A 22,098-nucleotide genomic window follows, 5' to 3' on the forward strand; every position below is an offset into this window, starting at 1 on the left:
TGCGGCAGCTCTCGCCTACAACGTGCGCAGCAGCACCGCCGGTTGTTCCACGCAGTCGGCTATGTAGCGCAGGAAGCCACCCGCCGTGCCGCCGTCGCAGACCCGGTGGTCGAAGGTCAGCGAGAGCTGGACCACCTGTCGTACGGCCAGTTCCCCCTGGTGCACCCAGGGCTTGGGCACGATCCGGCCGACGCCCAGCATCGCCGCCTCGGGGTGGTTGATGATCGGGGTCGAGCCGTCGACTCCGAACACCCCGTAGTTGTTCAGCGTGAACGTCCCGCCGGTCAGCTCCGCCGGAGTCAGTCGTCCGGCCCGCGCCGCCTCGGTCAGCCTGGCGATCTCCGCCCCGATCGACTCGGCATTCCTGGCCTGCGCGCCCCGCACCACAGGGACGACCAGACCCCGCTCGGTCTGAGCCGCGAACCCGAGATGGACCTCCGGCAGCCGCACGATCTCCCGCGCTTCCAGGTCCACCGTGGAATTGAGCTCGGGGAACCGGGCCAGCGCCGCAGTGCAGATGCGCGCCAGCAGCGCCAGCACCGACACCTTGGGCCCGGCAGCCGTACCGGCGACGCTGTTCATCGCGGCTCTGGCCGCCATCAGCTCGGTGGCATCGGCATCGACCCAGCACGTCGCGTCGGGGATCTCCCGCCGACTGCGCGAGAGCTTGTCGGCGACCGCGCCCCGTACACCGCGCAACGGAATCCGCTGTGCGGCCGAGCCCTCCACCGTACGGCCGGCCGACGACGCCACCGATACGGGAACGGCCTCCGGCTCCGGAGCCGCCCCGGCCGCCGGTGCCGCGAACCCGGCCGGCAGCGGGGCGGACGTACTCTCCGCCAGCGCCCTGATCGCGGATTCGACATCGGCCCGAAGGATCAGCCCGTCCCGTCCGGAACCCGACAGCTTCCGCAGATCCAGATCATGCTGCCGCGCCAGCTTCCGTACCAGCGGGGACACCACGGCCACCGGTCCCGGCACCGCGTCCGGCACCGGATCGGGAGCCGCGACCGGAACCACCGGAGCCACCGGCACCCGTGCCGGAACGGCCGCGGCCACCGCCGTGGGACGGACCCGTCGACGACGCGCCACCGGTGCGCCCGTCCCGTACCCGACCAGCACATTGCCGGACGACTCCACCTCACCGGAACCAGAACCGGCCCCAGCCGAACCGGAACCGGAACCGGAGGCAGCCCCGGCCCCGCCCGAACCGGAACCGGAGGCAGCCCCGGCCCCCACCTCCGACGCCCCGGCATCCGCCCCCACCGAGACCGCCACCGTCAGCAGCGGTGCCCCGACCGGAAGTTCCGAGCCCTCATCGCCGAACCGTGCGGTCACCACGCCCCCGTACGGGCACGGCACCTCCACCATCGCCTTGGCCGTCTCGACCTCGACGACCGGCTGGTCGATGGCGACGACATCGCCGACCTCCACCAGCCAGCGCACGATCTCCGCCTCGGTGAGCCCCTCGCCGAGGTCTGGCAGCTTGAATTCGAGTACCTGGGGCATCAGCTCTCCGCCTCCCACTGCAAGCGGGCCACCGCGTCCAGCACCCGGTCCACACCGGGAAGATGGTGCTTCTCCTGCATCGGCGGCGGATACGGAATGTCGAACCCGGCGACCCGCAGCACCGGCGCCTCCAGATGGTGGAAGCAGCGCTCGGTGACCCGGGCCGCGATCTCACCGCCCGGACCGCCGAAACCGGAGGACTCATGGACGACGACCGCACGCCCCGTACGCCGCACCGAGGCGGCGACGGTCTCGTCGTCGAACGGCACCAGCGAGCGCAGGTCCACGACCTCCAGGTCCCAGCCCTCCTCGACGGCCGCATCCGCCGCCTCCATGCAGACGGGCAGCGACGGCCCGTACGTGATCAGCGTCGCGCTGCGACCCGGCCGGCGAACCACGGCCCGGCCGATCGGCTCCACCGCCACCGGGGCATCGGGCGACCAGTCCGCCTTCGACCAGTAGAGCCGCTTCGGCTCCAGGAACACCACCGGATCATCGGAAGCGATCGAGGCCCTCAGCAGCCCGTAAGCGTCCTCGACCGTGGCGGGCGTGACGACCTGGAGGCCGGGCGTCGCCATGTAGTACGCCTCCGAGGAGTCGCTGTGGTGCTCGACCCCGCCGATCCCGCCGCCGTACGGCACCCGGACCGTGATCGGCAGCGGCATGGCGCCGGCCGTCCGGTTCCGCATCTTCGCGACATGGCTGATGAGCTGCTCGAACGCCGGATAGGCGAAGGCGTCGAACTGCATCTCCACAACGGGCCGCAGCCCGTACATCGCCATGCCCACGGCCGCCCCGAGAATGCCGGCCTCGGCCAGCGGGGTGTCCGTGCAACGATCCTCGCCGAACTCCTTGGCCAGGCCGTCGGTGATCCGGAAGACCCCACCGAGCGTGCCGACGTCCTCACCGAGTACATGCACGGTCGGGTCCTGCGCCATCGAGTCGCGCAGCGCCCGCCCGAGCGCCTGTGCCATCGTGGCGGGCTTGGCCTTCGCCGTCCGCTCTCCGGCCGTCGCCGCTGCGGTGGTCATCGCCCTTCCTCCACGTCGTCCTGGCCGTGCTGGTCCAGCTCTGCATTCAGCTCGACCCGCAACCTGGCTGCCTGCTCCCGCAGTTGTGCGGTCTGTTCCGCGTAGACATGGGCGAACAGGTCCATCGGGTCCAGCACCGGATCGGCGTTCATCCGCTCGCGCAGCGCCGCCGCCATCCGCTCCGCGGCCGCGCGCGCCTCCTCGATCGCCTCGTCGCCGAGCAGCCCCCGGCCGGTCAGCTCCCGCTCCAGAAGCTGGATCGGGTCGTGCGCGCGCCAGGCCTCCACCTCGCTGTCGACGCGGTAACGGGTGGCGTCGTCGGCGTTGGTATGGGCGTCCATGCGGTACGTCACCGCCTCGACGAGCGTCGGTCCGCCGCCACTCCGCGCCCGCGCCACCGCCTCACCGAGGACCTGGTGCACCGCGGCCACGTCGTTCCCGTCCACCAACCGGCCCGGCATCCCGTACCCCACGGCCTTGTGCGCCAAGGACGGGGCGGCGGTCTGCTTCGCCAGCGGTACGGAGATCGCGAAGCCGTTGTTCTGCACGAGGAAGACGACCGGGGCGCGCCAGACGGCCGCGAAATTCAGCGCCTCGTGGAAATCGCCCTCGCTGGTCCCGCCATCGCCGACCATGGCGAGCGCCACCACGTCGTCGCCCTTGAGACGCGCCGCATGGGCAAGACCGACAGCGTGCGGCAGCTGGGTGGCCAGGGGCGTGCAGAGCGGCGCGATGCGGTGCTCGCGCGGGTCGTAACCGGTGTGCCGGTCGCCGCGCAGCAGCGTCAGGGCCTCGACCGGGTCCAGGCCGCGCGCCACCGCCGCAAGAGTGTCCCGGTAGCTGGGAAAGAGCCAGTCCCGCTCCTCCAGCACCGACGCGGCCGCTATCTCGCAGGCCTCCTGCCCCGTGCTCGACGGGTAGACGGCGAGCCGGCCCTGCTTGGTGAGCGCGGTGGCCTGCGCGTTGTACCGCCGGCCGCGGACCAGCTCCGCGTAGAGCCTCAGCAGCAGCTCGGGGTCGGCATCGGCCACGGCGTCCGTACCGAGCACGCGATACGGCTCGGGGTCCGGGAGCAGCGGCGCGGGATCGGTGAGCGGCTTCCAGGCCGGGGGCGGCGTGGGCCGGTAAGCAGCCGCGCCGGGCAGCTCTTGGACCGTCATGACAAGCACCTCCTGGCATCGAGGGTTTTCGAGCGGCGTCTGTCGGCATCAGGGGATCGTCCGATGCCGAGGGGTGTCGAAATACTTCGAAATGTCGAGCGCTGTCCGAGGCACGAATGCGGGGCGCCTCACCTACCGATTGTTCGGTCGCGAGCGCATTTTGGCTACAGGCACCTCCAGCCTGTGGACAAACGGTTCTCCACAGCCTGGGATAGAGGCAGGTCGTCCAGGACGGAGAGGCGGGGGCACATGCCAGCTGAACAAATGGCCGACGGGGGCGAGGACCCCGTGCGGCTGCCGCCCGCACGGCCGCTCGACGCCATCGATCGCGGCATCCTGCGACTGCTCCAGACGGACGGCCGCGCCTCGATACGGTCGGTGGCCGACCGTGTCCACGTGTCCCGGGCCAACGCCTACGCCCGGATCAGCCGGCTCATCGACGACGGCGTGATCCGTGGCTTCACCGCGCGCGTGGACCATGAGCGGGCGGGGCAAGGAGCCTCCGCGTACATCACTCTCAAGATCGTCCAGAATTCCTGGCGCACGGTGCGCGAGGAGCTCCAGGCGCTGCCGGGGGCGACCCATATCGCGCTGGTCAGCGGCGACTTCGATGTCCTGCTGCTGGTGCACACCCAGGACAACAGGTCATTGCGCGAACTGGTCCTGACGAAGATCCAGGCCATCCCGGAGGTGCTCTCCACCCGCACACTCCTGGTGTTCGAGGAGACGGACCTGACCCCGGGCACGGACAGACCCACCGAGCTGACCTGAGCGCGTCGTCCCGCATTCACCGAAGAATCAGTCCGTGCACCGAAGCCCTGGCGCTCCGGTGCACGGGAGGCCTGTCGCCGCAGTGCACGGGCGCCCTGCAGCCATTAATAGTTCAACCGTTGAACCGTTCAACGACTGGAGCGCATCCCCTCGAAGGCCACCCGGACGAGCGTGTCCGCCAGGCGCTCGCCGTCGGCACCGCCGTCGGGCAGCGGCCGGTACCACTCCACCAGGGAGTTGACCATTCCGAAGAGCAGCCGGGTCACCAGCCGTATGTCCACGTCGGAGCGGAGGTCGCCGTCCGCGACCGCAGCCCTGAGCAGATCGGTCACCCGGTGGTCGAACTCGCGCCGCCGCTCCATGGCCCAGCGCTCGGTCCTCGTATTGCCCCGCACCCGCAGCAGCAGCGTGACGTAGGGCAGTTCGGCTATCAGCACGTCGACGGTGCGGCGGGTGACGTACTCGACCCGCTCGATCGCACGCCCCTGAGTCGCCCCCGGCTCGTCGAGAATTCCGAAGAGCCCGTCCAGCGCACGGCTGACCGCGCGGCGCAGAAGCTCTTCCTTGCCCGCTACGTGGTGGTAGATGGACGACTTGGAGATGCCCGCCGCCTTGGAGAGGTGCTCCATGGACGTGCCGTCGTAGCCGCGCTCGTTGAAGACACGGACGGCAACGGTGAGCAGAGTCTCCGGGGTGTACGTGTCCCGCTTGGCCGTGGTCATGTCCGCGATCCTCCCCTACGAGTTGTCCACAGGTTTGGCGGGCCCCCTTGTCCCGACCGATCGTTCGGTTACTCTAACTCTGTCCGCCCGTCCCTGCCCAGCTCGATGAGGAGTTGGTCCGTCATGGCCGCCGAGCTCTCCCCGCAACTGCTGTCCGAGAAGCACCGCCCCACGCTCGACCAGGCCCTCGACGCGATCCGTACGCGCGCCTACTGGTCCCCGCACCCCGAGCATCCGAAGGCTTACGGCGAGGGCGGCGCCCCCGGCAGCCTGAGCGCCGCCGAGGGCAAGGCCGCGTTCGACGCCGTGCTGAACACCCGGCTCGACCTCGGCCAGCCCGGCACCGACGGCTGGACGGGCGGGGAGGTCTCTCCGTACGGGCCGGAGCTCGGCGTCGAATATCCGCACGCCGACCTGGACGTCCTGCTTCCGGCGATGCGGGCGGGCATGCCCGCCTGGCGTGCGGCCGGCCCCGAGACCAGGGCCCTGGTCTGTCTGGAGATCCTCGCGCGGATCAGCGCCAGGACCCACGAGTTCGCTCACGCCGTGATGCACACCAGCGGCCAGGCCTTCATGATGGCGTTCCAGGCGGGCGGCCCGCACGCCCAGGACCGCGGCCTGGAGGCGGTGGCGTACGCGTACGAGGAGCAGATCCGCACCCCGCGGAGCGCCGACTGGTCCAAGCCGCAGGGCAAGCGCGACCCGCTCCGGCTGCAGAAGTCGTTCACCGCGGCCCCGCGCGGCATCTCGCTCCTGATCGGCTGCAACACCTTCCCCACGTGGAACGGCTACCCGGGCCTCTTCGCCTCCCTGGCCACCGGCAACCCCGTCCTGGTCAAGCCGCACCCCCGCGCCGTGCTCCCGCTCGCGCTCACGGTGCAGCTGGCCCGCGAGGTGCTCGCCGAGGCGGGCTTCGATCCCGATCTGGTCGCCCTGGCCGCCGAACGACCGGGTGAAGGCATCGCGAAGACCCTCGCCCTCCGGCCCGAGATCCGGATCATCGACTACACCGGGTCGACCGCCTTCGGCGACTGGCTGGAGACCAACGCCCGCCAGGCCCAGGTCTACACCGAGAAGGCCGGGGTCAACACGATCGTCCTCGACTCCACGGACGACTATCGCGGCATGCTGTCCAACCTGGCGTTCTCCCTGTCCCTGTACAGCGGCCAGATGTGCACCACCCCGCAGAACCTGCTGATCCCCCGGGACGGCATCACCACCGACGCCGGCGACAAGACGTACGACGAAGTGGTCGCCGACATCGCCGCCGCGGTCACCGGCCTGCTGGGCGACGACGCCCGGGCGAACGCGCTGCTCGGCGCCCTGGTCAACCCCGATGTGAAGGCCCGCCTGGAGGCGGCCGCCGATCTCGGCGAAGTCGCCCTGCCCTCCCGCGAGGTGGCCAACTCGGAGTTCCCCGGCGCCGTGGTCCGCACTCCCGTCGTCGTCAAGCTGGACGCCACCAAGCCGGACGACGAGGAGCACTACCTGTCGGAGTGCTTCGGTCCGGTCGCCTTCGCGGTGGCGGTCGACTCGACGGCCGACGCCGTGGAGCTGCTCCGCCGTACGGTCCGCGACCGGGGCGCGATGACGGTCGGCGCGTACACCACCTCACCGGAGGTGGAGCGCGCGGTGGAGGACGTCTGCCTGGACGAGTCGGCCCAGCTGTCGCTGAATCTGACCGGCGGGGTGTACGTCAACCAGACCGCGGCCTTCTCCGACTTCCACGGCTCGGGCGGCAACCCGGCGGCGAACGCGGCGTTGTGCGACGGAGCCTTCGTGTCGAACCGCTTCCGCATGGTGGAGGTCCGCCGCCAGGCATAGCCGCGCCCCCGCGCCCCCGCTCCCTCTCGGCCTCTACGGCGCCCGGGGAGCGGGGCCGGGGAGCGGGGCCGGGGAGTGGGGCCCGGACCCCTGGACCGGCCTGATCCAAACGAGATCCCCTAGCCGCGTTGTCCCACCTCGGGGATCTCCGCGTACCGCTGCACCCACGCGTGCATGGCGATGGCGGCCGCGGCCCCCGCGTTGATCGACCGCGTCGAACCGAACTGCGCGATGGAGCACACCATCGCCGCGTGTTTGCGGGCCTCCTCGGTGAGCCCGGGCCCCTCCTGCCCGAAGAGCAGTACGCAGCGCCGGGGCAGCTCGGTCCGCTCCAGTGGCACCGCCCCCGGCAGATTGTCGATCCCGATGATCGGCAGGCCCTCGGACTCGGCCCATGCGGTCAGCGACTCCGTGTCGGGGTGGTGCCGCACATGCTGGTACCGGTCGGTGACCATCGCGCCGCGCCGGTTCCAGCGCCGCCGCCCCACGATGTGGATCTCCTTGGCGAGAAAGGCGTTCGCGGTACGCACCACGGAGCCGATATTGAAGTCGTGGCCCCAGTTCTCGACCGCGACATGGAAGTCGTGGCGCCGCAGATCCAGATCGGCGACGATCGCCTCCCGGGTCCAGTACCGGTAGCCGTCACCCACGTTGCGCCGGTCGCCGTGGGCGAGCAGCTCGGGGTCGTACCGCTCGTCCACGGGCCAGGGCAACGGGTGCGGCCCGACGCCGATCTCCGTCCCGAACCCGTCGTCGTACTGCATCGGTTCCACGTCCGCACCGGGCCCCGCCGCTTCCGGGTCCGTACCGGGCCCCGCCGGTGCCGCGGACACGACGGGCAACTCAAGCCCGGCGGCTCCCTCGCTCAACGATTCCCCGCCGCCACTGCCCGTGCTGCCCGTACTGCCGCTGTCACTGCTCACCCGACGAGCGTATGGCCCCCGTCGTCGCTGTGCTGCGGGGCCTCCTCGTCATCCTCGCCACGCCGCGGCCCGGGCACCTTGCTCCGGCCCGGGAACAGCACACCCCGGGCGAGGGTCGCCCGGCCGCCGAGCCAGACCAGGAAGACGGTCGGCAGGAAGACCGAGTCGGCGGCGATCATCGCCATGGAGAAGAAGGGCAGCCCGAGCAGCAGGGCGATGCCGGCGTGCTCCAACATCATGGCGACGAGCAGCACGTTCTTGACCCGCCGGTTGAAGAGGGTGAACGGAAAGGCGACCTGGACGATGACCGTGCCGTACGTGAGGACCATCACCATGACGCCGTTGGAGGCCAGGATGTCCGACAGCCCCGGCCAGGGCGTGAAGTAGTCGAGCTTGAGCGGGTAGTACAGCGCCGTGCCGTCCTGCCAGCGCGAACCCTGGATCTTGTACCACCCCGCGGTGGCGTAGATCAGACAGACCTCGGCCATGATCACGACGAGGGTCGCGTTGTGGGCGAGGTTGGCGACGACATCGAGCAGGATCCGCGACTGGCTCCGCGGTGCGAAGCGGTTCACCGCCCACCAGGCGCCCTCGCCGACCCACAGGAACCAGAGCAGGGTTGGCAGCCACCAGGTGCCGCCGAGCCCGTCCGTCACACTGGCCACGATCAGGACGAGGCCGAGCACCACCCAGAGGACCGGACCGGCCACGTTCCCCCGCACCGGGCGCCGCTGCCCGCCCGCCTCCGCCCGCTCCTGCCGCGCCGCCCGCCGGGCGTCCAGCGACCAGACCCGTCCGCAGCGCGTGAGCACCAGATAGATCGCCATGAGGTGGATGACGTTGTCGCCGCCGTCGCCCATGAAGATGCTGCGGTTCTGCAGGGAGAGCACTCCGGCCATGAAGAGGACCGACATGGCGCGGGTGTGCCAGCCGACCATCAGCAGCGCCGCGGAGATCAGCGCGACCGCGTACACGATCTCGAACCAGACCGTGCTGTCCGACCACATGAGCGCGGTGAACGACTGGTTGCCGGATATGAGCTGCTGCGCCATGTCCCAGCGCCACGGGGCGTCGGGGCCGTACATCTCGTGGCGGTGCGGCAGCTCGCGCAGCAGGAAGAACAGATAGGTGGCCGAGAAGCCGATCCGGATGACGGCACTCTGGTACTGGCCGAGGGCCCTGGAGGTGATGCGCTGGATACCGCGGGCGACCTTGTGGTCGATCTTGCGGTCGAGGACGGCGGTACTCACTTGCCCGCCCCCTCGGCGCTCTCGGGAAGGTCATCGGGAGTGACCGTCCACCACGGCAGTACTCGGTAGGACGGCCGCGTACTGATCTTCTCCTCGCTCCACGCGGGCGCCGCGACGGACCGCACCTCGGAACGGACCTGGATGCGCTCGACGGTGCCGCCGTAGTCGTGTTCGCCGAGGCGCAGCATCACGATGCGGCGGATGTAGCGCTCGGAGAGCTGTCCGCGGAGGCCGTTGGCCTTGTTCTCGTTGTCGTGGGAGCTGAGGTAGAAGTCCCAGCCGCGGCGCAGTTCGTTCTGGTGGACGTGGCTGGGGAGGAGATTGCCGCGTATCGCCTTGCCGTCCTCGCCGGAAAGGCTCATCCAGGGGGTGGTGCGGCGGCCGTCCGCGCCGGCTATCTCGGCCCGTACGTGAACGGCGATGTTCTGCTGGAGCGGATTCGGGGCGAAGAGCTTCCAGTTCTGCTCGAACTCGGGATAGACCCACTCGTCGACCGCTTCGCCGTGCTGCTTGGTCAGGGTGTTGGAGGGTGCGACGTGAAGAAACACCATGACCAGCTGTCCACAGGCGACCAGTCCGATGACCGACAGTGCGACCGCGGCAACGATCTGGTACGGAAGGGACAGGGCGGCCATCCCGGCACGAGGGCCTGATTCCAGGGCCTGACCAGCAGCGGAGGGCTCTTCCTCGCGTCGATCCGGCCCCGGCTCGGCGCTCCCGTTCCCGCTCTCGGAGCCCCTGTCGTCGTACGAATCCATCCCGCCCCGATCCCCGTCGATCCCCGGTCAGTTATCCACAGGGTTGACACCCTACGGGCCACCGACTCACCATTGAAGACATTGAACCGAACGATCGGTCGGTAGGGAGCCCGGGATGGCGGCAGTGACTGCGGACCAGACAGCGCAGGCGGGAGCGGACAGGCCCGAAGGGGCGGACGGAGCCCTGGAGGCGGCATTCGACGCCGCGGTGGCGGCGGACGAGCGCATCGAGCCACGCGACTGGATGCCCGATGCGTACCGGGCCTCGCTGGTCAGGCAAATGGCCCAGCATGCCCACTCCGAAATCATCGGCATGCAGCCGGAGGCCAACTGGATCTCGCGCGCGCCCTCGCTGCGCCGCAAGGCGATCCTCATGGCCAAGGTGCAGGACGAGGCGGGCCACGGGCTCTATCTGTACAGCGCGGCGGAGACCCTCGGCACCGGCCGCGAGGAGCTGCTCGACAAGCTCCACGCGGGCCGCCAGAGGTATTCATCGATCTTCAACTACCCGACGCTGACCTGGGCGGACGTCGGCGCGATCGGCTGGCTCGTGGACGGCGCCGCGATCACCAACCAGGTGCCGCTGTGCCGCTGCTCCTACGGCCCGTACGCGCGGGCGATGGTCCGCATCTGCAAGGAGGAGTCCTTCCACCAGCGCCAGGGCTACGAGCTGCTGCTCACCCTCAGCAAGGGCACCCCGGCACAGCACGAGATGGCGCAGGATGCGGTGAACCGCTGGTGGTGGCCGTCCCTGATGATGTTCGGCCCGCCGGACGACGCTTCGGCCCACTCGGCGCAGTCGATGACCTGGAAGATCAAGCGGCATTCCAACGACGAGCTGCGGCAGCGCTTCGTGGACATCTGTGTCCCGCAGGCCGAGGCGCTGGGGCTCACCCTGCCGGACCCGGACCTCCGGTGGAACGAGGAGCGCGGACAGCACGACTTCGGCGCGATCGACTGGAAGGAGTTCCAGGAGGTCCTCAAGGGCAACGGCCCGTGCAACGAACAGCGCCTCACCCAGCGCCGCAGGGCGCACGAGGAGGGCGCCTGGGTCCGGGACGCGGCGGTTGCCTACGCCGAGAAGCACACAGCAACGCACACAGCAGCGAGGAACGGGGAGGCGACAGCATGAGCAGCTCGACCGAATGGCCACTGTGGGAGGTGTTCGTGCGTTCCCGCCGCGGTCTTTCCCACACCCACGCCGGCAGCCTGCACGCGCCGGACGCGGAGATGGCCCTGCGCAACGCGCGCGATCTGTACACGCGCCGTTCCGAGGGCGTCTCGATCTGGGTGGTCCCATCCGCACAGGTCACGGCCTCCTCACCGGACGAGAAGGACTCCTTCTTCGAGCCGGCCGGTGACAAGCCGTACCGGCATCCGACGTTCTACGAGATCCCGGAAGGGGTGAAGCACCTGTGACCGCGACCCTCGCCCTGGGCGACGACGCGCTGGTGCTCTCGCACCGGCTGGGGGAGTGGGCGGGCCATGCGCCCGTGCTGGAAGAAGAAGTGGCCCTGGCCAACATCGCCCTGGACCTGCTGGGCCAGGCCCGGCTGCTGCTCTCCATGGCCGGGGACGAGGACGAGCTGGCGTATCTGCGCGAGGAACGTGCCTTCCGCAATGTCCAGCTGGTCGAGCAGCCGAACGGCGACTTCGCCCACACCATCACCCGCCAGCTCTACTTCTCCGCCTACCAGCGGCCGCTGTACGAGCAGCTGGCCTCGGGCGGGAGCGCGTTCGCCGGTCTGGCGGCGAAGGCCGTCAAGGAGGTCGCGTACCACCAGGACCACGCGGAGCACTGGACGCTGCGGCTCGGCGACGGCACGGACGAGAGCCATGACCGGATGCAGCGCGGCGTGGACGCCCTCTGGCGGTTCACCGGCGAGCTGTTCGAGCCCGTCGAGGGCCTGGAGATCGACTGGCGGTCGCTGCGGAGCGACTGGCTGGAGTCCGTCTCCGCGGTGCTGGACCGGGCCACGCTGACGCTGCCGGCCGGTCCGCAGTCCGGGGCGTGGACGGCGGGTGCGGGGCGCCAGGGCATCCACACGGAACCCTTCGGCCGCATGATCGCCGAGATGCAACATCTGCATCGCAGCCACCCGGGGGCGTCATGGTGACCGAGACACTCCTGGAGGAGGAGCTGCACCGCCTCGCAGGCTCCGTGCCCGACCCCGAACTGCCGGTGCTGACCCTGGACGAGCTGGGCGTGCTCCGGGGCGTGGACGTCCTCGCCCCCGGCAAGGTCACCGTGCGCCTCACCCCGACCTACACGGGCTGCCCCGCGATCGAGGCCATGTCCGCGGACATCGAGCGGGTGCTGCACGACCACGGCATACCGGAGGTCTCCGTGGTCAAGGTGCTCTCACCGGCCTGGTCCACGGACGACATCAGCGCGGAAGGGCGGCGCAAGCTGGCGGAGTTCGGCATAGCGCCCCCACGCCCGCACGACGTCACGGCTCCCGCGGGCGGCCCGGTGCCGCTCACGCTCTCGGTGCGCTGCCCGCACTGCGGCTCGACCGATACGGAGCTGCTGAGCCGGTTCTCCTCCACCGCGTGCAAGGCGCTGCGCCGTTGCGTGACATGCCGCGAACCGTTCGACCACTTCAAGGAGTTGTAGATGTTCCATCCGCTCCGGGTCCGCGCCGTCGAACGGCTCACGGACGATTCGGTGGCCGTCACTCTCGCCGTGCCGCCCGAGTTGCGCGAGACCTTCCGCCACAAGCCCGGCCAGCATCTCAATGTGCGGTACTCGGTCGACGGCGAGGAGATCCGCCGCTCGTACTCGATCTGCTCCCCGGCAGTCGAGGAGCCGGCCGATCCGGTACTGCGGGTGGGCATCCGCCACGTCGACGGCGGCGCGTTCTCCACCTATGCCCTGAAGGAACTCGCCGTCGGTGACGTGGTCGAGGCGATGTCTCCGATGGGCCGCTTCGTTCTGGAGCCCCGCGCCGGACGCTTCGCGGCGATCGTCGGGGGCAGCGGGATCACGCCGGTGCTGTCGATCGCGGCCACGCTGCTGGCGCGGGAGCCCGACGCCCACTTCTGCCTGATCCGCAGCGACCGGACAGCGCTCTCGACGATGTTCCTGGACGAGGTCGCCGACCTCAAGGACCGCTATCCGGACCGGTTCCAGCTGGTCACGGTGCTCTCCCGGGAGGAGCAGCAGGCGGGTCTTCCCTCCGGCCGGCTGGACCAGGACCGTCTCACCGAGCTGCTGCCCGCGCTGCTTCCGACGGCCAAGGTGGACGGCTGGTATCTCTGCGGGCCGTTCGGGCTGGTCCTGGCCGCGGACCGGGCGCTGCGCGGCCTGGGTGTCGACCGGACCCGCGTCCATCAGGAGATCTTCCATGTGGACGACGGCCCGAGCGCGTCCGCCCGCCCCCGGATCGAATCACCGGCCCACAGCAGACTCACCGCGACCCTGGACGGCCGCTCCGGCACCTGGCCCGTGGAGGAGGGCGAATCGCTGCTGGAGACCGTGCTGCGCAGCCGCGCCGACGCGCCGTACGCCTGCAAGGGCGGGGTGTGCGGGACCTGCCGGGCGTTCCTGGTCTCGGGCGAGGTGCGGATGGACCGCAACTTCGCGTTGGAGCCCGAAGAGACGGGCGCGGGCTATGTGCTGGCGTGCCAGTCGCATCCGGTCACGCCGGAGGTGGAGCTCGACTTCGACCGCTGACCGGCGCCGTCGCCTCTCCTCCCGTGTTCCCTTCTCGTAGAACCTGTTCTATCTTGACGATCCGTCAGATTCGGGCGGGCGTTCGGGCGGGCATCGGTCAACGGGAGGCCAGGACAGTGGACTTCACCTTCACCGAGGAACAGCAGGCGGCCGCGGAGGCAGCGCGCGCGGTCTTCTCGGGAGTCGTACCGGACGGGGTTCCCAGCCCCGCTCTGGTGCCGGGCGCGGTGGCCGAGGACATCGACCGCCCGCTGTGGGCCGGGCTCGCGTCGAGCGACTTGCTGAGCCTGACGCTGCTGCCCGAGCACGGCGGTGCCGGGCTCGATCTCGTCGCGCTGTGCCTGGTGTTGCGCGAGTCCGCCAAGGTGCTCGCGAGAGTGCCGCTGCTGGAGACGTGTGCGGTCGCCATGGCGCTCCAGCGGTACGGAGACCCGGGGCTGGCCGCCGAGTTGCTGCCCCGGATCGGCCGGGGCGAGCTGGTCCTCACCGCCGGGTCCAACGGCCGCTCCGGCCACGATCCGGCCGAACTCGCGGTCAAGGCCCGCCGGAAGGCGATGACGGGAACCGCCGGGAAGGACATGGTCCCCGGCAGGGCCGCCGCCGACCCTGCCAATGCCGCTGTCGGCTGGGTGCTCGACGGAATGCAGTCAGCGGTGCCGTGGGGGCAGGCGGCGGACTGGATCGCGATTCCGGCCCACACGGACGAGGGCCGGGCGGTCGTCGCCCTGGTCCGGCCCGCCCAGGACGGCGTCACCCTGGCCGAGCAGGTCTCCACCAGCGGCGAACGGTTCGCCGAGGTCCGGCTGGAGTCGGTACGTATCGACGACCGCGCGCTGATCGACGGCGCCGGGGCCTGGGAGTGGCTGCGCGCGATCCTCACCACCGGGACGTGCGCGCTCGCGCTGGGCCTGGGTGAGGCCGTGCTCGCCATGACGAGCCAATACACCGGCAAACGCGAGCAGTTCGGTTTTCCGGTGGCAACATTCCAGTCCGTCGCGGTACAGGCGGCGGACCGGTACATAGACCTGCGCGCCATGGAAGTGACGCTCTGGCAGGCGGCCTGGCGGATCTCCACCGGGGCCGACGGGGCGCTGCCCGCCGAGGGCGACATCGCCGTGGCGAAGATCTGGGCATCGGACGGCATCCGACGGGTCGTGCAGACGGCACAGCATCTGCACGGCGGTTTCGGCGCGGACACGGACTACCCGCTGCACCGTTTTCATGCCTGGGCGAAGCAGATCGAGCTGTCCCTCGGCCCGGCGGCGGCACACGAGGAGGCACTGGGCAACCTCCTGGCCGCGCACCTGCTCGACTGACCCCGGCCGAAGCACCCGCTCGGCCGGCCCCGGTCCAACGGCAGACAGCCCGCCCGACAGCCGCTAACCGACAACCGACAGCCGACCGGCAACGGGGCCGCCCCGGCCGGCGCCGCCCAAGTCAGGAGCGCCCCGGCCGGGAACGGTTCGGCAGCCCGGAACAGCTCTCCGGATCAGAGCACGAAGGCCGGGTCGCCGCTGTCCGTGACCATCGGGCGTCCGGCGCCGTCCCAGGCGAGCATCCCGCCGTCGATGTTCACGGCGTCGAGGCCTTGCTGCACCAGGTACTGCGTGACCTGGGCCGACCGGCCACCGACCCGGCACATGACGTGCACGCGACGGCCGTCTTCGGCGGCCTCGGTCAGCTCACCGAAGCGGGCCACGAAGTCGCTCATCGGGATGTGCAGGGCGCCCTCCACGTGCCCGGCCGCCCATTCGTTGTCCTCCCGGACGTCCAGCACGAAGCCGTCCGACGGCACCGCCGCGACGTCCACCGAGGGCAGCGGGGCGAAATTCATGGGTCATGCCTTCTCTCGTACGTACGCTCCAGAGTCACCCGGAACGCTACTGCACCATGCCCGCCAGCTCCGCCTCGCGCTGCGCGACCTCGCCCAGCAGCTGCTCGGCGATCTCGTCGAGCAACCGGTCCGGATCGTCCGGCGCCATCCGCAGCATGGACCCGATCGCACTCTCCTCCAGCTCCTGGGCAAGCACCGTCAGAAGCTCCTTGCGCTGGGTCAGCCAGTTCAGCCGGGCGTAGAGCTCCTCGCTCTCGCTGAGCTCCGTCTCCGGGGCCGCCGGGCCCGCCGCCCATTCCTGCGCCAGCTCCATCAGGAGCGCCTCGTCCCCCCGTCCGTACGCGGCGTTCACCCGGGCGATGAACTCGTCCCGGCGGGCCCGCTCCGTCTCGTCCTGCGCCAGGTCCGGGTGGGCCTGGCGCGCCAGGTCGCGGTAGAGCTTGCGCGCCTCCTCGGTCGGCCGGACCCGCTTGGGCGGCCGGACCGGCTGCTCGGTCAGCATCGCCGCAGCCTCGGGGGACAGCCCGTCGGAGTCGATCCAGTCGTGGAACAGCTCCTCGACGCCCGGCATCGGCATCACGACAGCCCGGGCCTCCTGCGCCTTGCGGATGTCCTCCGGGTCGCCCGTCCTGGCGGCCCGGGCCTCCGCGATCTGTGCGTCGAGCTCATCGAGGCGGGTGTACATGGGCCCGAGCTTCTGGTGATGCAGCCGGGAGAAGTTCTCCACCTCGACCCGGAAGGTCTCCACCGCGATCTCGAACTCGATCAGCGCCTGCTCCGCCGCCCGAACCGCCCTCGCGAGCCGAGCCTCGGGCCGCTCCCCCTCAGTACGGCCGTCCGTTCTCCCACCGGCGTCCCCGCCCGCTGATCCACCGGCGTCCCCGCCTGCCGATCCGCCTGCCGATCCACCGACGTCCCCGCCCGCCGACCCACCGGTGGCCGCATGGGCGGCCCCGTCCCCGTCGCTGCCCGCGGCGGCGCCGGAGCCACCGTCAGCACCGGTCTCCGGACCGGCACCGGCCGGCCCGTGCTGCTCGAACGGCTCGCCCTGCCCGTGCTGCTCAAGCGGCTCGTTCGGGGCATGCTGCTCGCGCTGCCGGTCGTTGTCCTGCCGGTCATCGTCGTTCCGGGTGGTCGACACCCCGGCGGCTTCGTGGGTCACCCGTCCAGCGTATGGCCACCGCCCACGTCCCGAGGACGCGCGGTCGGCCCGCTGCCCCTCAGACGCCCAGTTCGGCGGCTATCCGCCCCGATCCGACAGCCCGCACCAGCTCCGCGTGATCCGCTTCCGCACGGTCCGCGTAGGTGACCGCGAACGCCGCCAGCGCCTCGTCCAGTTCCTCGTTCTTGCCGCAGTAGCCCGCGATCAGCCGAGGATCCGCGGTGTGCGCATGGGCCCGCGCCAACAGCGCACCGGTCATCCGGCCGTAGTCGTCGACCAGGTCGGCCGCCAGCGCCGCCGGGTCCACGCTGCCCTTGCGGTTCCTGAACTGCCGGACCTGGAACGGGCGTCCGTCCACCGTCGCCCAGCCCAGCAGGATGTCGCTGACCACCTGCATCCGCTTCTGCCCGAGCACCACCCGGCGCCCCTCGTGCGCCACCTCCGGCACATCGAAGCCGACCGTCGGCAAATACGGCGCCAGCACGGAGGGCCGCGCCTCCTTTACCTGGAGCACCAGGGGCTCGCCGCGGTGATCGAGCAGGAGCACCACGTACGACCGGGTGCCGACGCTCCCGGTACCGACCACCCGGAACGCCACGTCGTGGATCGCGTACCGGGCAAGAAGCGGAACCCGGTCTTCCGAGAGCGTGCCCAGATAGTCGCCGAGTCCCGCCGCGACCGCCGCGGCCTCCTCGTCCGGCACCCGCCGCAGCACCGGTGGCGCGTCTATGAAGCGGCGTCCGCCGTCCCCGGAGTCCTCGGTGGACTTGGCCGCGAAGCGGGCGCTGGTGTTGTTGCGGGCCTTCTCCGAGACCCGCTCCAGGGTGCCCAGGAGATCCCGCGCATCGGTGTGCGAGACCAACTCCTCGTCCGCGATGGCGTTCCAGGCGTCGAGCGCGGGCAACTTGGCCAGCAGCCGCATCGTCCGCCGGTACGCGCCCACCGTGTCGTACGCGCCCTGCCGGCAGGTGTCCTCGTCCGCCCCGGCCTCGCGCCCCGCGAGCACCAACGAGGTGGCCAGACGCTTGAGGTCCCACTCCCACGGGCCGTACACGGTCTCGTCGAAGTCGTTGAGATCGATGACCAGGCTGCCCCGCGCATCGCCGTACAGCCCGAAGTTGGCCGCGTGCGCATCGCCGCAGAGCTGGGCGCCCACCCCGCTGACCGGTGTGCCCACCAGGTCATGGGCCATCAGCCCGGCCGAACCGCGCAGAAAGGCGAAGGGCGTGGCAGCCATCCGCCCCACCCTGATCGGGGCGAGAGCGGGCACTCTGCCCCGGCTCGACTCCTCGACCGCCCGCACCGCATCGGGCCGCCCGGCCGGCAGGTCCAGAAACGCGTGCGAGGCCCTGGGCACCCGCTCCCGCATCCCCTTGCCCGTCGACCTCGGCGACTGCGCCGGGCCCCCGCCCGCCGCAGCCCCCCGTCGCGCGAATCCGGGCACGACCGGAATCCGCCGATCGCCCGTCACGGCCCGCTGGACCGACACTGTCGCTTCGTTGTCACCCATGGCGCGCAGCCTCCCCCGCTCTCGCCCTGCGCTTTTGGCCCGAAGCCCTGTCGCAGATCAGCAGTTCAATCAATTGCGACGAAGGTACCGCCGTCGCCCGAAAGCCGTCTGCCCCTGTGGAAATCCCACCTCGCCGCCTGTGGACAACGATCCGTCCTGGTCAGACGCCGAGTCTTGGTCAGACGCCGACGGTCTCCTCCAACTCCTCCTCGATCTCCTCCTCGATCTTTTCCGCGTCGCCCGCCTCGGTCCGGGTCCCGGCCCCGGCAGCGTGCTTGGGCCCGTGCGCCCCGCCGGCCTCGGCGGAACCCGCGACAGCGCCGGTGACGGCCGCCGTCTCCACCGCGGCCTTCCGCCGCTTCGACTCGGCCAGGCCCGCCAGGCCGATCAGGGCCATGCCCACCACGAACCAGAGCGCGAGCACCAGCACATGTCCGCCGAGCGCGTGTCCGCCGAAGTACACATGGCTGCGTACGCCCTCGACGAAGCCCGCACCGTTCCAGAAGGAGTGCAGCGAGGCGAAGAAGCCGGGCTGGAGTTCGGGCCGGAAGATGCCGCCGGAGCTGGTGAAGTTGAGCATCACGAACAGGACCATCAGGCCGAGCGTCGTCCACCGCTTGAGGAAGGTGTGCAGTCCGACACCGATCAGCAGGATGCCCGCGGAGTACAGCCAGGCCATCGCCCAGAGACCGCCGAGCCCATGGTCCACGAGGCCGAACACCGGCCCCGCGAACGCCACTCCGATCACGCTCACTACCAGCGAAGCGGCAACGGCCAGTGCGGCCCTGATCCGCAGCGCCAGCACGGCACCCGCGCCACCGATGACCGCGACCGACGCATACGAGCCGATGCTCACCGCGACCAGCAGGAAGAAAATGCCCTGGCCGGTCGGATCGCCGTCCGCGGTCGGCGCCGTGTCCGTCACCTTCAGCGGGTCACCCTGTCCGGCGGCAACCTTGGTGAACACCTTTTCGACCACCGTGGCGGTGGTGTCCGAGGAAGCGCTGGCCACGAGCAGCTCGGGGTGCTTCCCCGGCAGGTAGGCGCCGTAACTCGCCTGCGTCTTCAGGTGGTCCACCGCCGCGGCACGGTCGGGAACCGTACGTACACTCAGCGCCCCGTCGCTCTTGTCCTGCAGCGTCTGCGCAAGCACCTGCGCACTGGGCCCCGAACCGACCACGTCCACCCGCAGATCATGCGGCTCCGGGGCGTGGAAGGCCCCGAGGTAGGCGAGCCCCATGCCGATGCACATCAACAGCGGCGTGACGAAATGGCCCAGCACATGGCGGAGAGCTGCGGCGGTGGAGCCGGGGGCGGCACTCGGGCCTGCGGACATGCGGAACACTCCAATAGTTGGCTTTTACAACTCCTAACTCGTTGTACTATACAACTGAAAGTCGAGAACCGCGAGACGGAAGGCGGAACAGTGCCAGGCACCCCCGAGGAACGCGAGGAATCGCTGGATGTCATCCAGCGGGAACTGACCGCCTTCGCACGCCGCGCCCGAGCCGCGGCGGCCCGCCTCCACCCGGAACTTCCGCTGGTCTCGTACACGCTGCTGGCGCACATCGAGGACCGGCACGGCTGCCGCGCGACGGATCTGGCCGCCCACTACATGCTGGACAAATCGACGGTCAGCCGGCAGATCGCCACCCTGGAGAAACTGGGTCTGGTCGAGCGCCATCCGGACCCGGACGACCACCGGATCCAGGTACTGCATCCCACCGCGGCCGGAACCCAGGCCCTCGCTTCCACCCAGGCCAGCCGCCGCACGGCCTACCAGGAACGACTCGCGGACTGGTCGGAAGAGGATCTCGCCCGGTTCGCGGAGTACCTGCTGCGCTACAACTCGGCCGGCAACACCACCACGACCACCGCACAGACACCGCAAACCTGACCCGACAGCCCCATCGGCCCTGTCGGAGCCGCAGAAAGCCTCAAACCAGACGTTTCACGTGAAACCAAAAATCTGGGAGCGAACTCGCAAGAAAGTGCGTGACCAGATCCCGGGAACGAAGAAGCCCCACAGACCGTTGGCCTGTGGGGCTTCCTACTTGTGCGCGAGGGGGGATTTGAACCCCCACGTCCCTAAGGACACTGGCACCTGAAGCCAGCGCGTCTGCCGTTCCGCCACTCGCGCAAGAGTGGTGTTTCCAGACTCTCTCTCACCGTTTGGTGCGAGCGCCTGGCGACATCCGGAAGATTAGCACGCTGGACAGGGTGGATTCACATCCGTTGTTTCATCGACCGACCGAAGGGAACCGGGAACGCCGAGCGGCCGCCCCCACTCCTCCTTTGTGCACCCCGGGTGCGGGACACTGTGAGGAGGCCGCCTCTACGATCCGTGTGAGAGGTGACACTCATCCACAGGGCAGACAAGGGGAACCAGCCGATTTCCCTACGCGTGGATACGATCAGTAAGCAGTACAGGGACGACTACAACGGAGGAGGTGCCCCATGGGAGTCATGAAGCGTTTCGAGCAGCGTCTCGAAGGTCTGGTCAACGGCACCTTCGCCAAGGTCTTCAAGTCCGAGGTCCAGCCGGTCGAGATCGCGGGAGCCCTCCAGCGCGAGTGCGACAACAACGCGACGATCTGGAACCGCGAGCGGACCGTCGTCCCCAACGACTTCATCGTCGAGCTCAGCACCCCTGACTACGAGCGGCTCAGCCCGTACTCGGGCCAGTTGGGCGACGAACTCTCCGGGCTGGTCCGCGACTACGCCAAGCAGCAGCGGTACACCTTCATGGGCCCCATCAAGGTCCATCTGGAGAAGGCCGACGACCTCGACACCGGGCTCTACCGGGTACGCAGCCGCACCCTGGCGTCGAGTTCGTCACAGCAGGACCCCCAGGGCCGCCAAGGACTGCAGGGCCAGCCTCCCCACCCGGGTCCCGGCCGGTCCGCTCAGCCCACCGGCGGCTACGGATACCCGCCCAGCTCCGCCCCGCCCATGCCCGCGGCCCCGCCGCCGGGCGGCAGGCCCGGAGCGCCCAGCACCGACCGGCACCCGCCGGCCGGGCCCAGCCCCCTGCCGAACGCGCAGGTGCGACGCTGGATCGAGATCAACGGCACCCGCCATCAGATCTCCCGCCCGACGCTGGTGCTGGGACGCAGCACCGACGCCGACGTGCGGATCGACGACCCCGGCGTATCGCGCCGGCACTGTGAGATCCGGACCGGAACGCCCTCGACGATCCAGGATCTCGGGTCTACCAACGGCATCGTGGTAGACGGGCAGCACACCACCCGCGCTACGCTCCGCGACGGCTCGCGGATCGTCGTGGGCAGCACCACCATCGTTTACCGGCAAGCCGAAGGGTGAAGCGGGGGCAATGTCAGAGCTGACCCTGACGGTCATGCGGCTAGGTTTCCTGGCTGTTCTGTGGCTGTTCGTGATCGTGGCCGTTCAGGTCATTCGTAGTGACCTGTTCGGAACGCGCGTCACGCAGCGCGGCTCACGCCGCACTGCGAACGACGCACGGCCTCCACAGGCACGCCAGAATGCTGCGGCGCCGCCGCAGCAACGCCAGCAGCCGGGCCGGCAGCGCCGGGGGGCGCCCACAAAGCTGGTCGTCTCCGAGGGCAGCCTCACCGGCACCACGGTGGCGCTCCAGGGGCAGACCATCACGCTGGGCCGGGCGCACGATTCAACAATCGTGCTGGACGACGACTACGCGTCCAGCAGGCATGCCAGGATCTACCCCGACCGTGACGGCCAGTGGATCGTCGAGGATCTCGGGTCCACCAACGGCACGTATCTCGACCGGACCCGACTCACCACCCCGACACCCGTTCCGCTGGGCGCGCCGATCCGGATCGGCAAGACCGTCATCGAGCTGCGGAAGTAGTACGACAATGAGCGAGCGGAGCGAGCGAGCCGCGGCGGTCCGAGCAACGGCCCCCGCCCGGCTCCCGACCGGAGGGTGGGCAGTGTGGCTCGAGACCGGCTATACCCCGAGCCGACGG

General features: G+C 70.2%; 22 protein-coding genes and 1 tRNA gene. 11 read left to right on the forward strand and 12 right to left on the reverse strand.

What is annotated here, in order from left to right; genetic code table 11:
* Window positions 1-15: 15 nt before the first annotated feature.
* From EES42_RS21265 to pdhA, 3 genes are read right to left on the reverse strand one after another with little or no spacing between them, the layout of a single operon-like run.
* Window positions 16-1,509 carry a dihydrolipoamide acetyltransferase family protein gene (locus tag EES42_RS21265; RefSeq protein WP_124719831.1) on the reverse strand — a complete coding sequence of 498 codons (1,494 nt, stop codon included), beginning with the start codon at window positions 1,507-1,509 and terminating at the stop codon, window positions 16-18.
* On the reverse strand, window positions 1,509-2,540 hold the full coding sequence (locus EES42_RS21270) for an alpha-ketoacid dehydrogenase subunit beta (protein ID WP_124719832.1): 1,032 nt from the start codon (window positions 2,538-2,540) through the stop codon (window positions 1,509-1,511). The genes EES42_RS21265 and EES42_RS21270 overlap by 1 nt, the downstream gene beginning before the upstream one ends.
* Window positions 2,537-3,700, reverse strand: coding sequence for a pyruvate dehydrogenase (acetyl-transferring) E1 component subunit alpha (gene pdhA / locus EES42_RS21275; RefSeq protein ID WP_124719833.1), 1,164 nt, complete (start codon window positions 3,698-3,700; stop codon window positions 2,537-2,539). Before pdhA ends, EES42_RS21270 begins: the two co-directional genes overlap by 4 nt.
* Before the next feature lie 249 nt (window positions 3,701-3,949).
* On the opposite strand from pdhA, the gene EES42_RS21280 reads away from it, so the two are divergent.
* The gene (locus EES42_RS21280; RefSeq protein ID WP_241196496.1) at window positions 3,950-4,471 is read left to right on the forward strand and encodes an Lrp/AsnC family transcriptional regulator; all 522 of its coding nucleotides are present in this window, start codon (window positions 3,950-3,952) and stop codon (window positions 4,469-4,471) included.
* A 128-nt stretch (window positions 4,472-4,599) separates the two neighbouring features.
* On the opposite strand, the gene EES42_RS21285 is transcribed toward EES42_RS21280, so the two are convergent.
* Entirely contained in the window at window positions 4,600-5,193 is a 594-nt protein-coding gene (locus EES42_RS21285; protein ID WP_124719834.1) for a TetR/AcrR family transcriptional regulator, read from the reverse strand.
* A gap of 123 nt (window positions 5,194-5,316) precedes the next feature.
* Between EES42_RS21285 and paaN the strand changes: the two genes are divergently transcribed.
* Window positions 5,317-7,017: a phenylacetic acid degradation protein PaaN gene (paaN, locus tag EES42_RS21290; RefSeq protein WP_124719835.1), complete on the forward strand. Its 1,701-nt coding sequence runs from the start codon at window positions 5,317-5,319 to the stop codon at window positions 7,015-7,017.
* 119 nt (window positions 7,018-7,136) lie between these two features.
* On the opposite strand, the gene EES42_RS21295 is transcribed toward paaN, so the two are convergent.
* The 3 genes from EES42_RS21295 to EES42_RS21305 all read right to left on the reverse strand — a co-directional run bounded on the left by EES42_RS21295 (window position 7,137) and on the right by EES42_RS21305 (window position 9,948).
* On the reverse strand, window positions 7,137-7,781 hold the full coding sequence (locus tag EES42_RS21295; RefSeq protein ID WP_124720169.1) for a TrmH family RNA methyltransferase: 645 nt from the start codon (window positions 7,779-7,781) through the stop codon (window positions 7,137-7,139).
* Window positions 7,782-7,936: 155 nt separating this feature from the next.
* Window positions 7,937-9,190, reverse strand: a complete 1,254-nt coding sequence (locus EES42_RS21300) for an HTTM domain-containing protein (protein WP_241196497.1) — start codon at window positions 9,188-9,190, stop codon at window positions 7,937-7,939.
* Window positions 9,187-9,948, reverse strand: a complete 762-nt coding sequence (locus EES42_RS21305; protein WP_124719836.1) for a DUF5819 family protein — start codon at window positions 9,946-9,948, stop codon at window positions 9,187-9,189. Before EES42_RS21305 ends, EES42_RS21300 begins: the two co-directional genes overlap by 4 nt.
* A gap of 115 nt (window positions 9,949-10,063) precedes the next feature.
* Between EES42_RS21305 and paaA the strand changes: the two genes are divergently transcribed.
* The 6 genes from paaA (at window position 10,064) to EES42_RS21335 (ending at window position 14,940) form a co-directional block, all read left to right on the forward strand.
* A complete protein-coding gene (gene paaA, locus EES42_RS21310; protein WP_124719837.1) occupies window positions 10,064-11,080 on the forward strand; it encodes a 1,2-phenylacetyl-CoA epoxidase subunit PaaA in 1,017 nt (338 codons plus the stop codon).
* Window positions 11,077-11,367: a 1,2-phenylacetyl-CoA epoxidase subunit PaaB gene (paaB, locus tag EES42_RS21315; protein ID WP_093548044.1), complete on the forward strand. Its 291-nt coding sequence runs from the start codon at window positions 11,077-11,079 to the stop codon at window positions 11,365-11,367. The genes paaA and paaB overlap by 4 nt, the downstream gene beginning before the upstream one ends.
* Window positions 11,364-12,065 carry a 1,2-phenylacetyl-CoA epoxidase subunit PaaC gene (paaC, locus tag EES42_RS21320; protein ID WP_124719838.1) on the forward strand — a complete coding sequence of 234 codons (702 nt, stop codon included), beginning with the start codon at window positions 11,364-11,366 and terminating at the stop codon, window positions 12,063-12,065. The genes paaB and paaC overlap by 4 nt, the downstream gene beginning before the upstream one ends.
* Entirely contained in the window at window positions 12,059-12,565 is a 507-nt protein-coding gene (gene paaD / locus EES42_RS21325; RefSeq protein ID WP_124719839.1) for a 1,2-phenylacetyl-CoA epoxidase subunit PaaD, read from the forward strand. The genes paaC and paaD overlap by 7 nt, the downstream gene beginning before the upstream one ends.
* The gene (locus EES42_RS21330; protein ID WP_124719840.1) at window positions 12,566-13,624 is read left to right on the forward strand and encodes a 2Fe-2S iron-sulfur cluster-binding protein; all 1,059 of its coding nucleotides are present in this window, start codon (window positions 12,566-12,568) and stop codon (window positions 13,622-13,624) included. It abuts the gene before it with no gap.
* A 116-nt stretch (window positions 13,625-13,740) separates the two neighbouring features.
* Window positions 13,741-14,940 (forward strand): acyl-CoA dehydrogenase family protein, encoded by a 1,200-nt coding sequence (locus EES42_RS21335; protein WP_124719841.1) that lies wholly within the window; start codon window positions 13,741-13,743, stop codon window positions 14,938-14,940.
* A 173-nt stretch (window positions 14,941-15,113) separates the two neighbouring features.
* Here EES42_RS21335 and EES42_RS21340 read toward each other — a convergent pair whose 3' ends face one another.
* From EES42_RS21340 to EES42_RS21355, 4 genes are all read right to left on the reverse strand, one after another.
* Entirely contained in the window at window positions 15,114-15,458 is a 345-nt protein-coding gene (locus tag EES42_RS21340) for a rhodanese-like domain-containing protein (RefSeq protein WP_124719842.1), read from the reverse strand.
* A 46-nt stretch (window positions 15,459-15,504) separates the two neighbouring features.
* Complete coding sequence (locus EES42_RS21345; protein WP_124719843.1) at window positions 15,505-16,620, reverse strand: J domain-containing protein; 1,116 nt, start codon at window positions 16,618-16,620, stop codon at window positions 15,505-15,507.
* A gap of 58 nt (window positions 16,621-16,678) precedes the next feature.
* Complete coding sequence (locus EES42_RS21350) at window positions 16,679-18,130, reverse strand: DUF2252 domain-containing protein (RefSeq protein ID WP_124719844.1); 1,452 nt, start codon at window positions 18,128-18,130, stop codon at window positions 16,679-16,681.
* 178 nt (window positions 18,131-18,308) lie between these two features.
* Window positions 18,309-19,466 carry an ABC-2 transporter permease gene (locus tag EES42_RS21355; RefSeq protein WP_241196498.1) on the reverse strand — a complete coding sequence of 386 codons (1,158 nt, stop codon included), beginning with the start codon at window positions 19,464-19,466 and terminating at the stop codon, window positions 18,309-18,311.
* Between the two features lie 90 nt (window positions 19,467-19,556).
* Here EES42_RS21355 and EES42_RS21360 point away from each other — a divergent pair, with 90 nt between their 5' ends.
* Window positions 19,557-20,027, forward strand: coding sequence for a MarR family winged helix-turn-helix transcriptional regulator (locus EES42_RS21360; protein WP_124719845.1), 471 nt, complete (start codon window positions 19,557-19,559; stop codon window positions 20,025-20,027).
* Window positions 20,028-20,187: 160 nt separating this feature from the next.
* Here EES42_RS21360 and EES42_RS21365 read toward each other — a convergent pair.
* Window positions 20,188-20,270 (reverse strand) — tRNA-Leu (locus tag EES42_RS21365).
* A gap of 317 nt (window positions 20,271-20,587) precedes the next feature.
* On the opposite strand from EES42_RS21365, the gene EES42_RS21370 reads away from it, so the two are divergent.
* Together EES42_RS21370 and EES42_RS21375 are read left to right on the forward strand one after the other, a co-directional pair.
* A complete protein-coding gene (locus EES42_RS21370; RefSeq protein WP_124719846.1) occupies window positions 20,588-21,454 on the forward strand; it encodes an FhaA domain-containing protein in 867 nt (288 codons plus the stop codon).
* A 10-nt stretch (window positions 21,455-21,464) separates the two neighbouring features.
* Window positions 21,465-21,980 carry an FHA domain-containing protein FhaB/FipA gene (locus tag EES42_RS21375; protein ID WP_072487556.1) on the forward strand — a complete coding sequence of 172 codons (516 nt, stop codon included), beginning with the start codon at window positions 21,465-21,467 and terminating at the stop codon, window positions 21,978-21,980.
* The last annotated feature ends 118 nt before the right edge of the window (window positions 21,981-22,098 follow it).

This window comes from Streptomyces sp. ADI95-17 (assembly GCF_003846175.1).
GTDB classification, from domain to species: domain Bacteria; phylum Actinomycetota; class Actinomycetes; order Streptomycetales; family Streptomycetaceae; genus Streptomyces; species Streptomyces sanglieri.

Coding starts and splice junctions, on each gene's coding strand:
- EES42_RS21295 (WP_124720169.1), bottom strand. CDS start 7,781: ATGCAGTACGACGACGGGTTCGGGACGGAGATCGGCGTCGGGCCGCAC.
- paaA (WP_124719837.1), top strand. CDS start 10,064: ATGGCGGCAGTGACTGCGGACCAGACAGCGCAGGCGGGAGCGGACAGG.
- EES42_RS21330 (WP_124719840.1), top strand. CDS start 12,566: ATGTTCCATCCGCTCCGGGTCCGCGCCGTCGAACGGCTCACGGACGAT.
- EES42_RS21350 (WP_124719844.1), bottom strand. CDS start 18,130: ATGGGTGACAACGAAGCGACAGTGTCGGTCCAGCGGGCCGTGACGGGC.
- paaN (WP_124719835.1), top strand. CDS start 5,317: ATGGCCGCCGAGCTCTCCCCGCAACTGCTGTCCGAGAAGCACCGCCCC.
- EES42_RS21265 (WP_124719831.1), bottom strand. CDS start 1,509: ATGCCCCAGGTACTCGAATTCAAGCTGCCAGACCTCGGCGAGGGGCTC.
- EES42_RS21285 (WP_124719834.1), bottom strand. CDS start 5,193: ATGACCACGGCCAAGCGGGACACGTACACCCCGGAGACTCTGCTCACC.
- EES42_RS21355 (WP_241196498.1), bottom strand. CDS start 19,466: ATGTCCGCAGGCCCGAGTGCCGCCCCCGGCTCCACCGCCGCAGCTCTC.
- EES42_RS21270 (WP_124719832.1), bottom strand. CDS start 2,540: ATGACCACCGCAGCGGCGACGGCCGGAGAGCGGACGGCGAAGGCCAAG.
- EES42_RS21375 (WP_072487556.1), top strand. CDS start 21,465: ATGTCAGAGCTGACCCTGACGGTCATGCGGCTAGGTTTCCTGGCTGTT.
- paaB (WP_093548044.1), top strand. CDS start 11,077: ATGAGCAGCTCGACCGAATGGCCACTGTGGGAGGTGTTCGTGCGTTCC.
- EES42_RS21340 (WP_124719842.1), bottom strand. CDS start 15,458: ATGAATTTCGCCCCGCTGCCCTCGGTGGACGTCGCGGCGGTGCCGTCG.
- paaD (WP_124719839.1), top strand. CDS start 12,059: ATGGTGACCGAGACACTCCTGGAGGAGGAGCTGCACCGCCTCGCAGGC.
- EES42_RS21370 (WP_124719846.1), top strand. CDS start 20,588: ATGGGAGTCATGAAGCGTTTCGAGCAGCGTCTCGAAGGTCTGGTCAAC.
- pdhA (WP_124719833.1), bottom strand. CDS start 3,700: ATGACGGTCCAAGAGCTGCCCGGCGCGGCTGCTTACCGGCCCACGCCG.
- EES42_RS21305 (WP_124719836.1), bottom strand. CDS start 9,948: ATGGATTCGTACGACGACAGGGGCTCCGAGAGCGGGAACGGGAGCGCC.
- EES42_RS21280 (WP_241196496.1), top strand. CDS start 3,950: ATGCCAGCTGAACAAATGGCCGACGGGGGCGAGGACCCCGTGCGGCTG.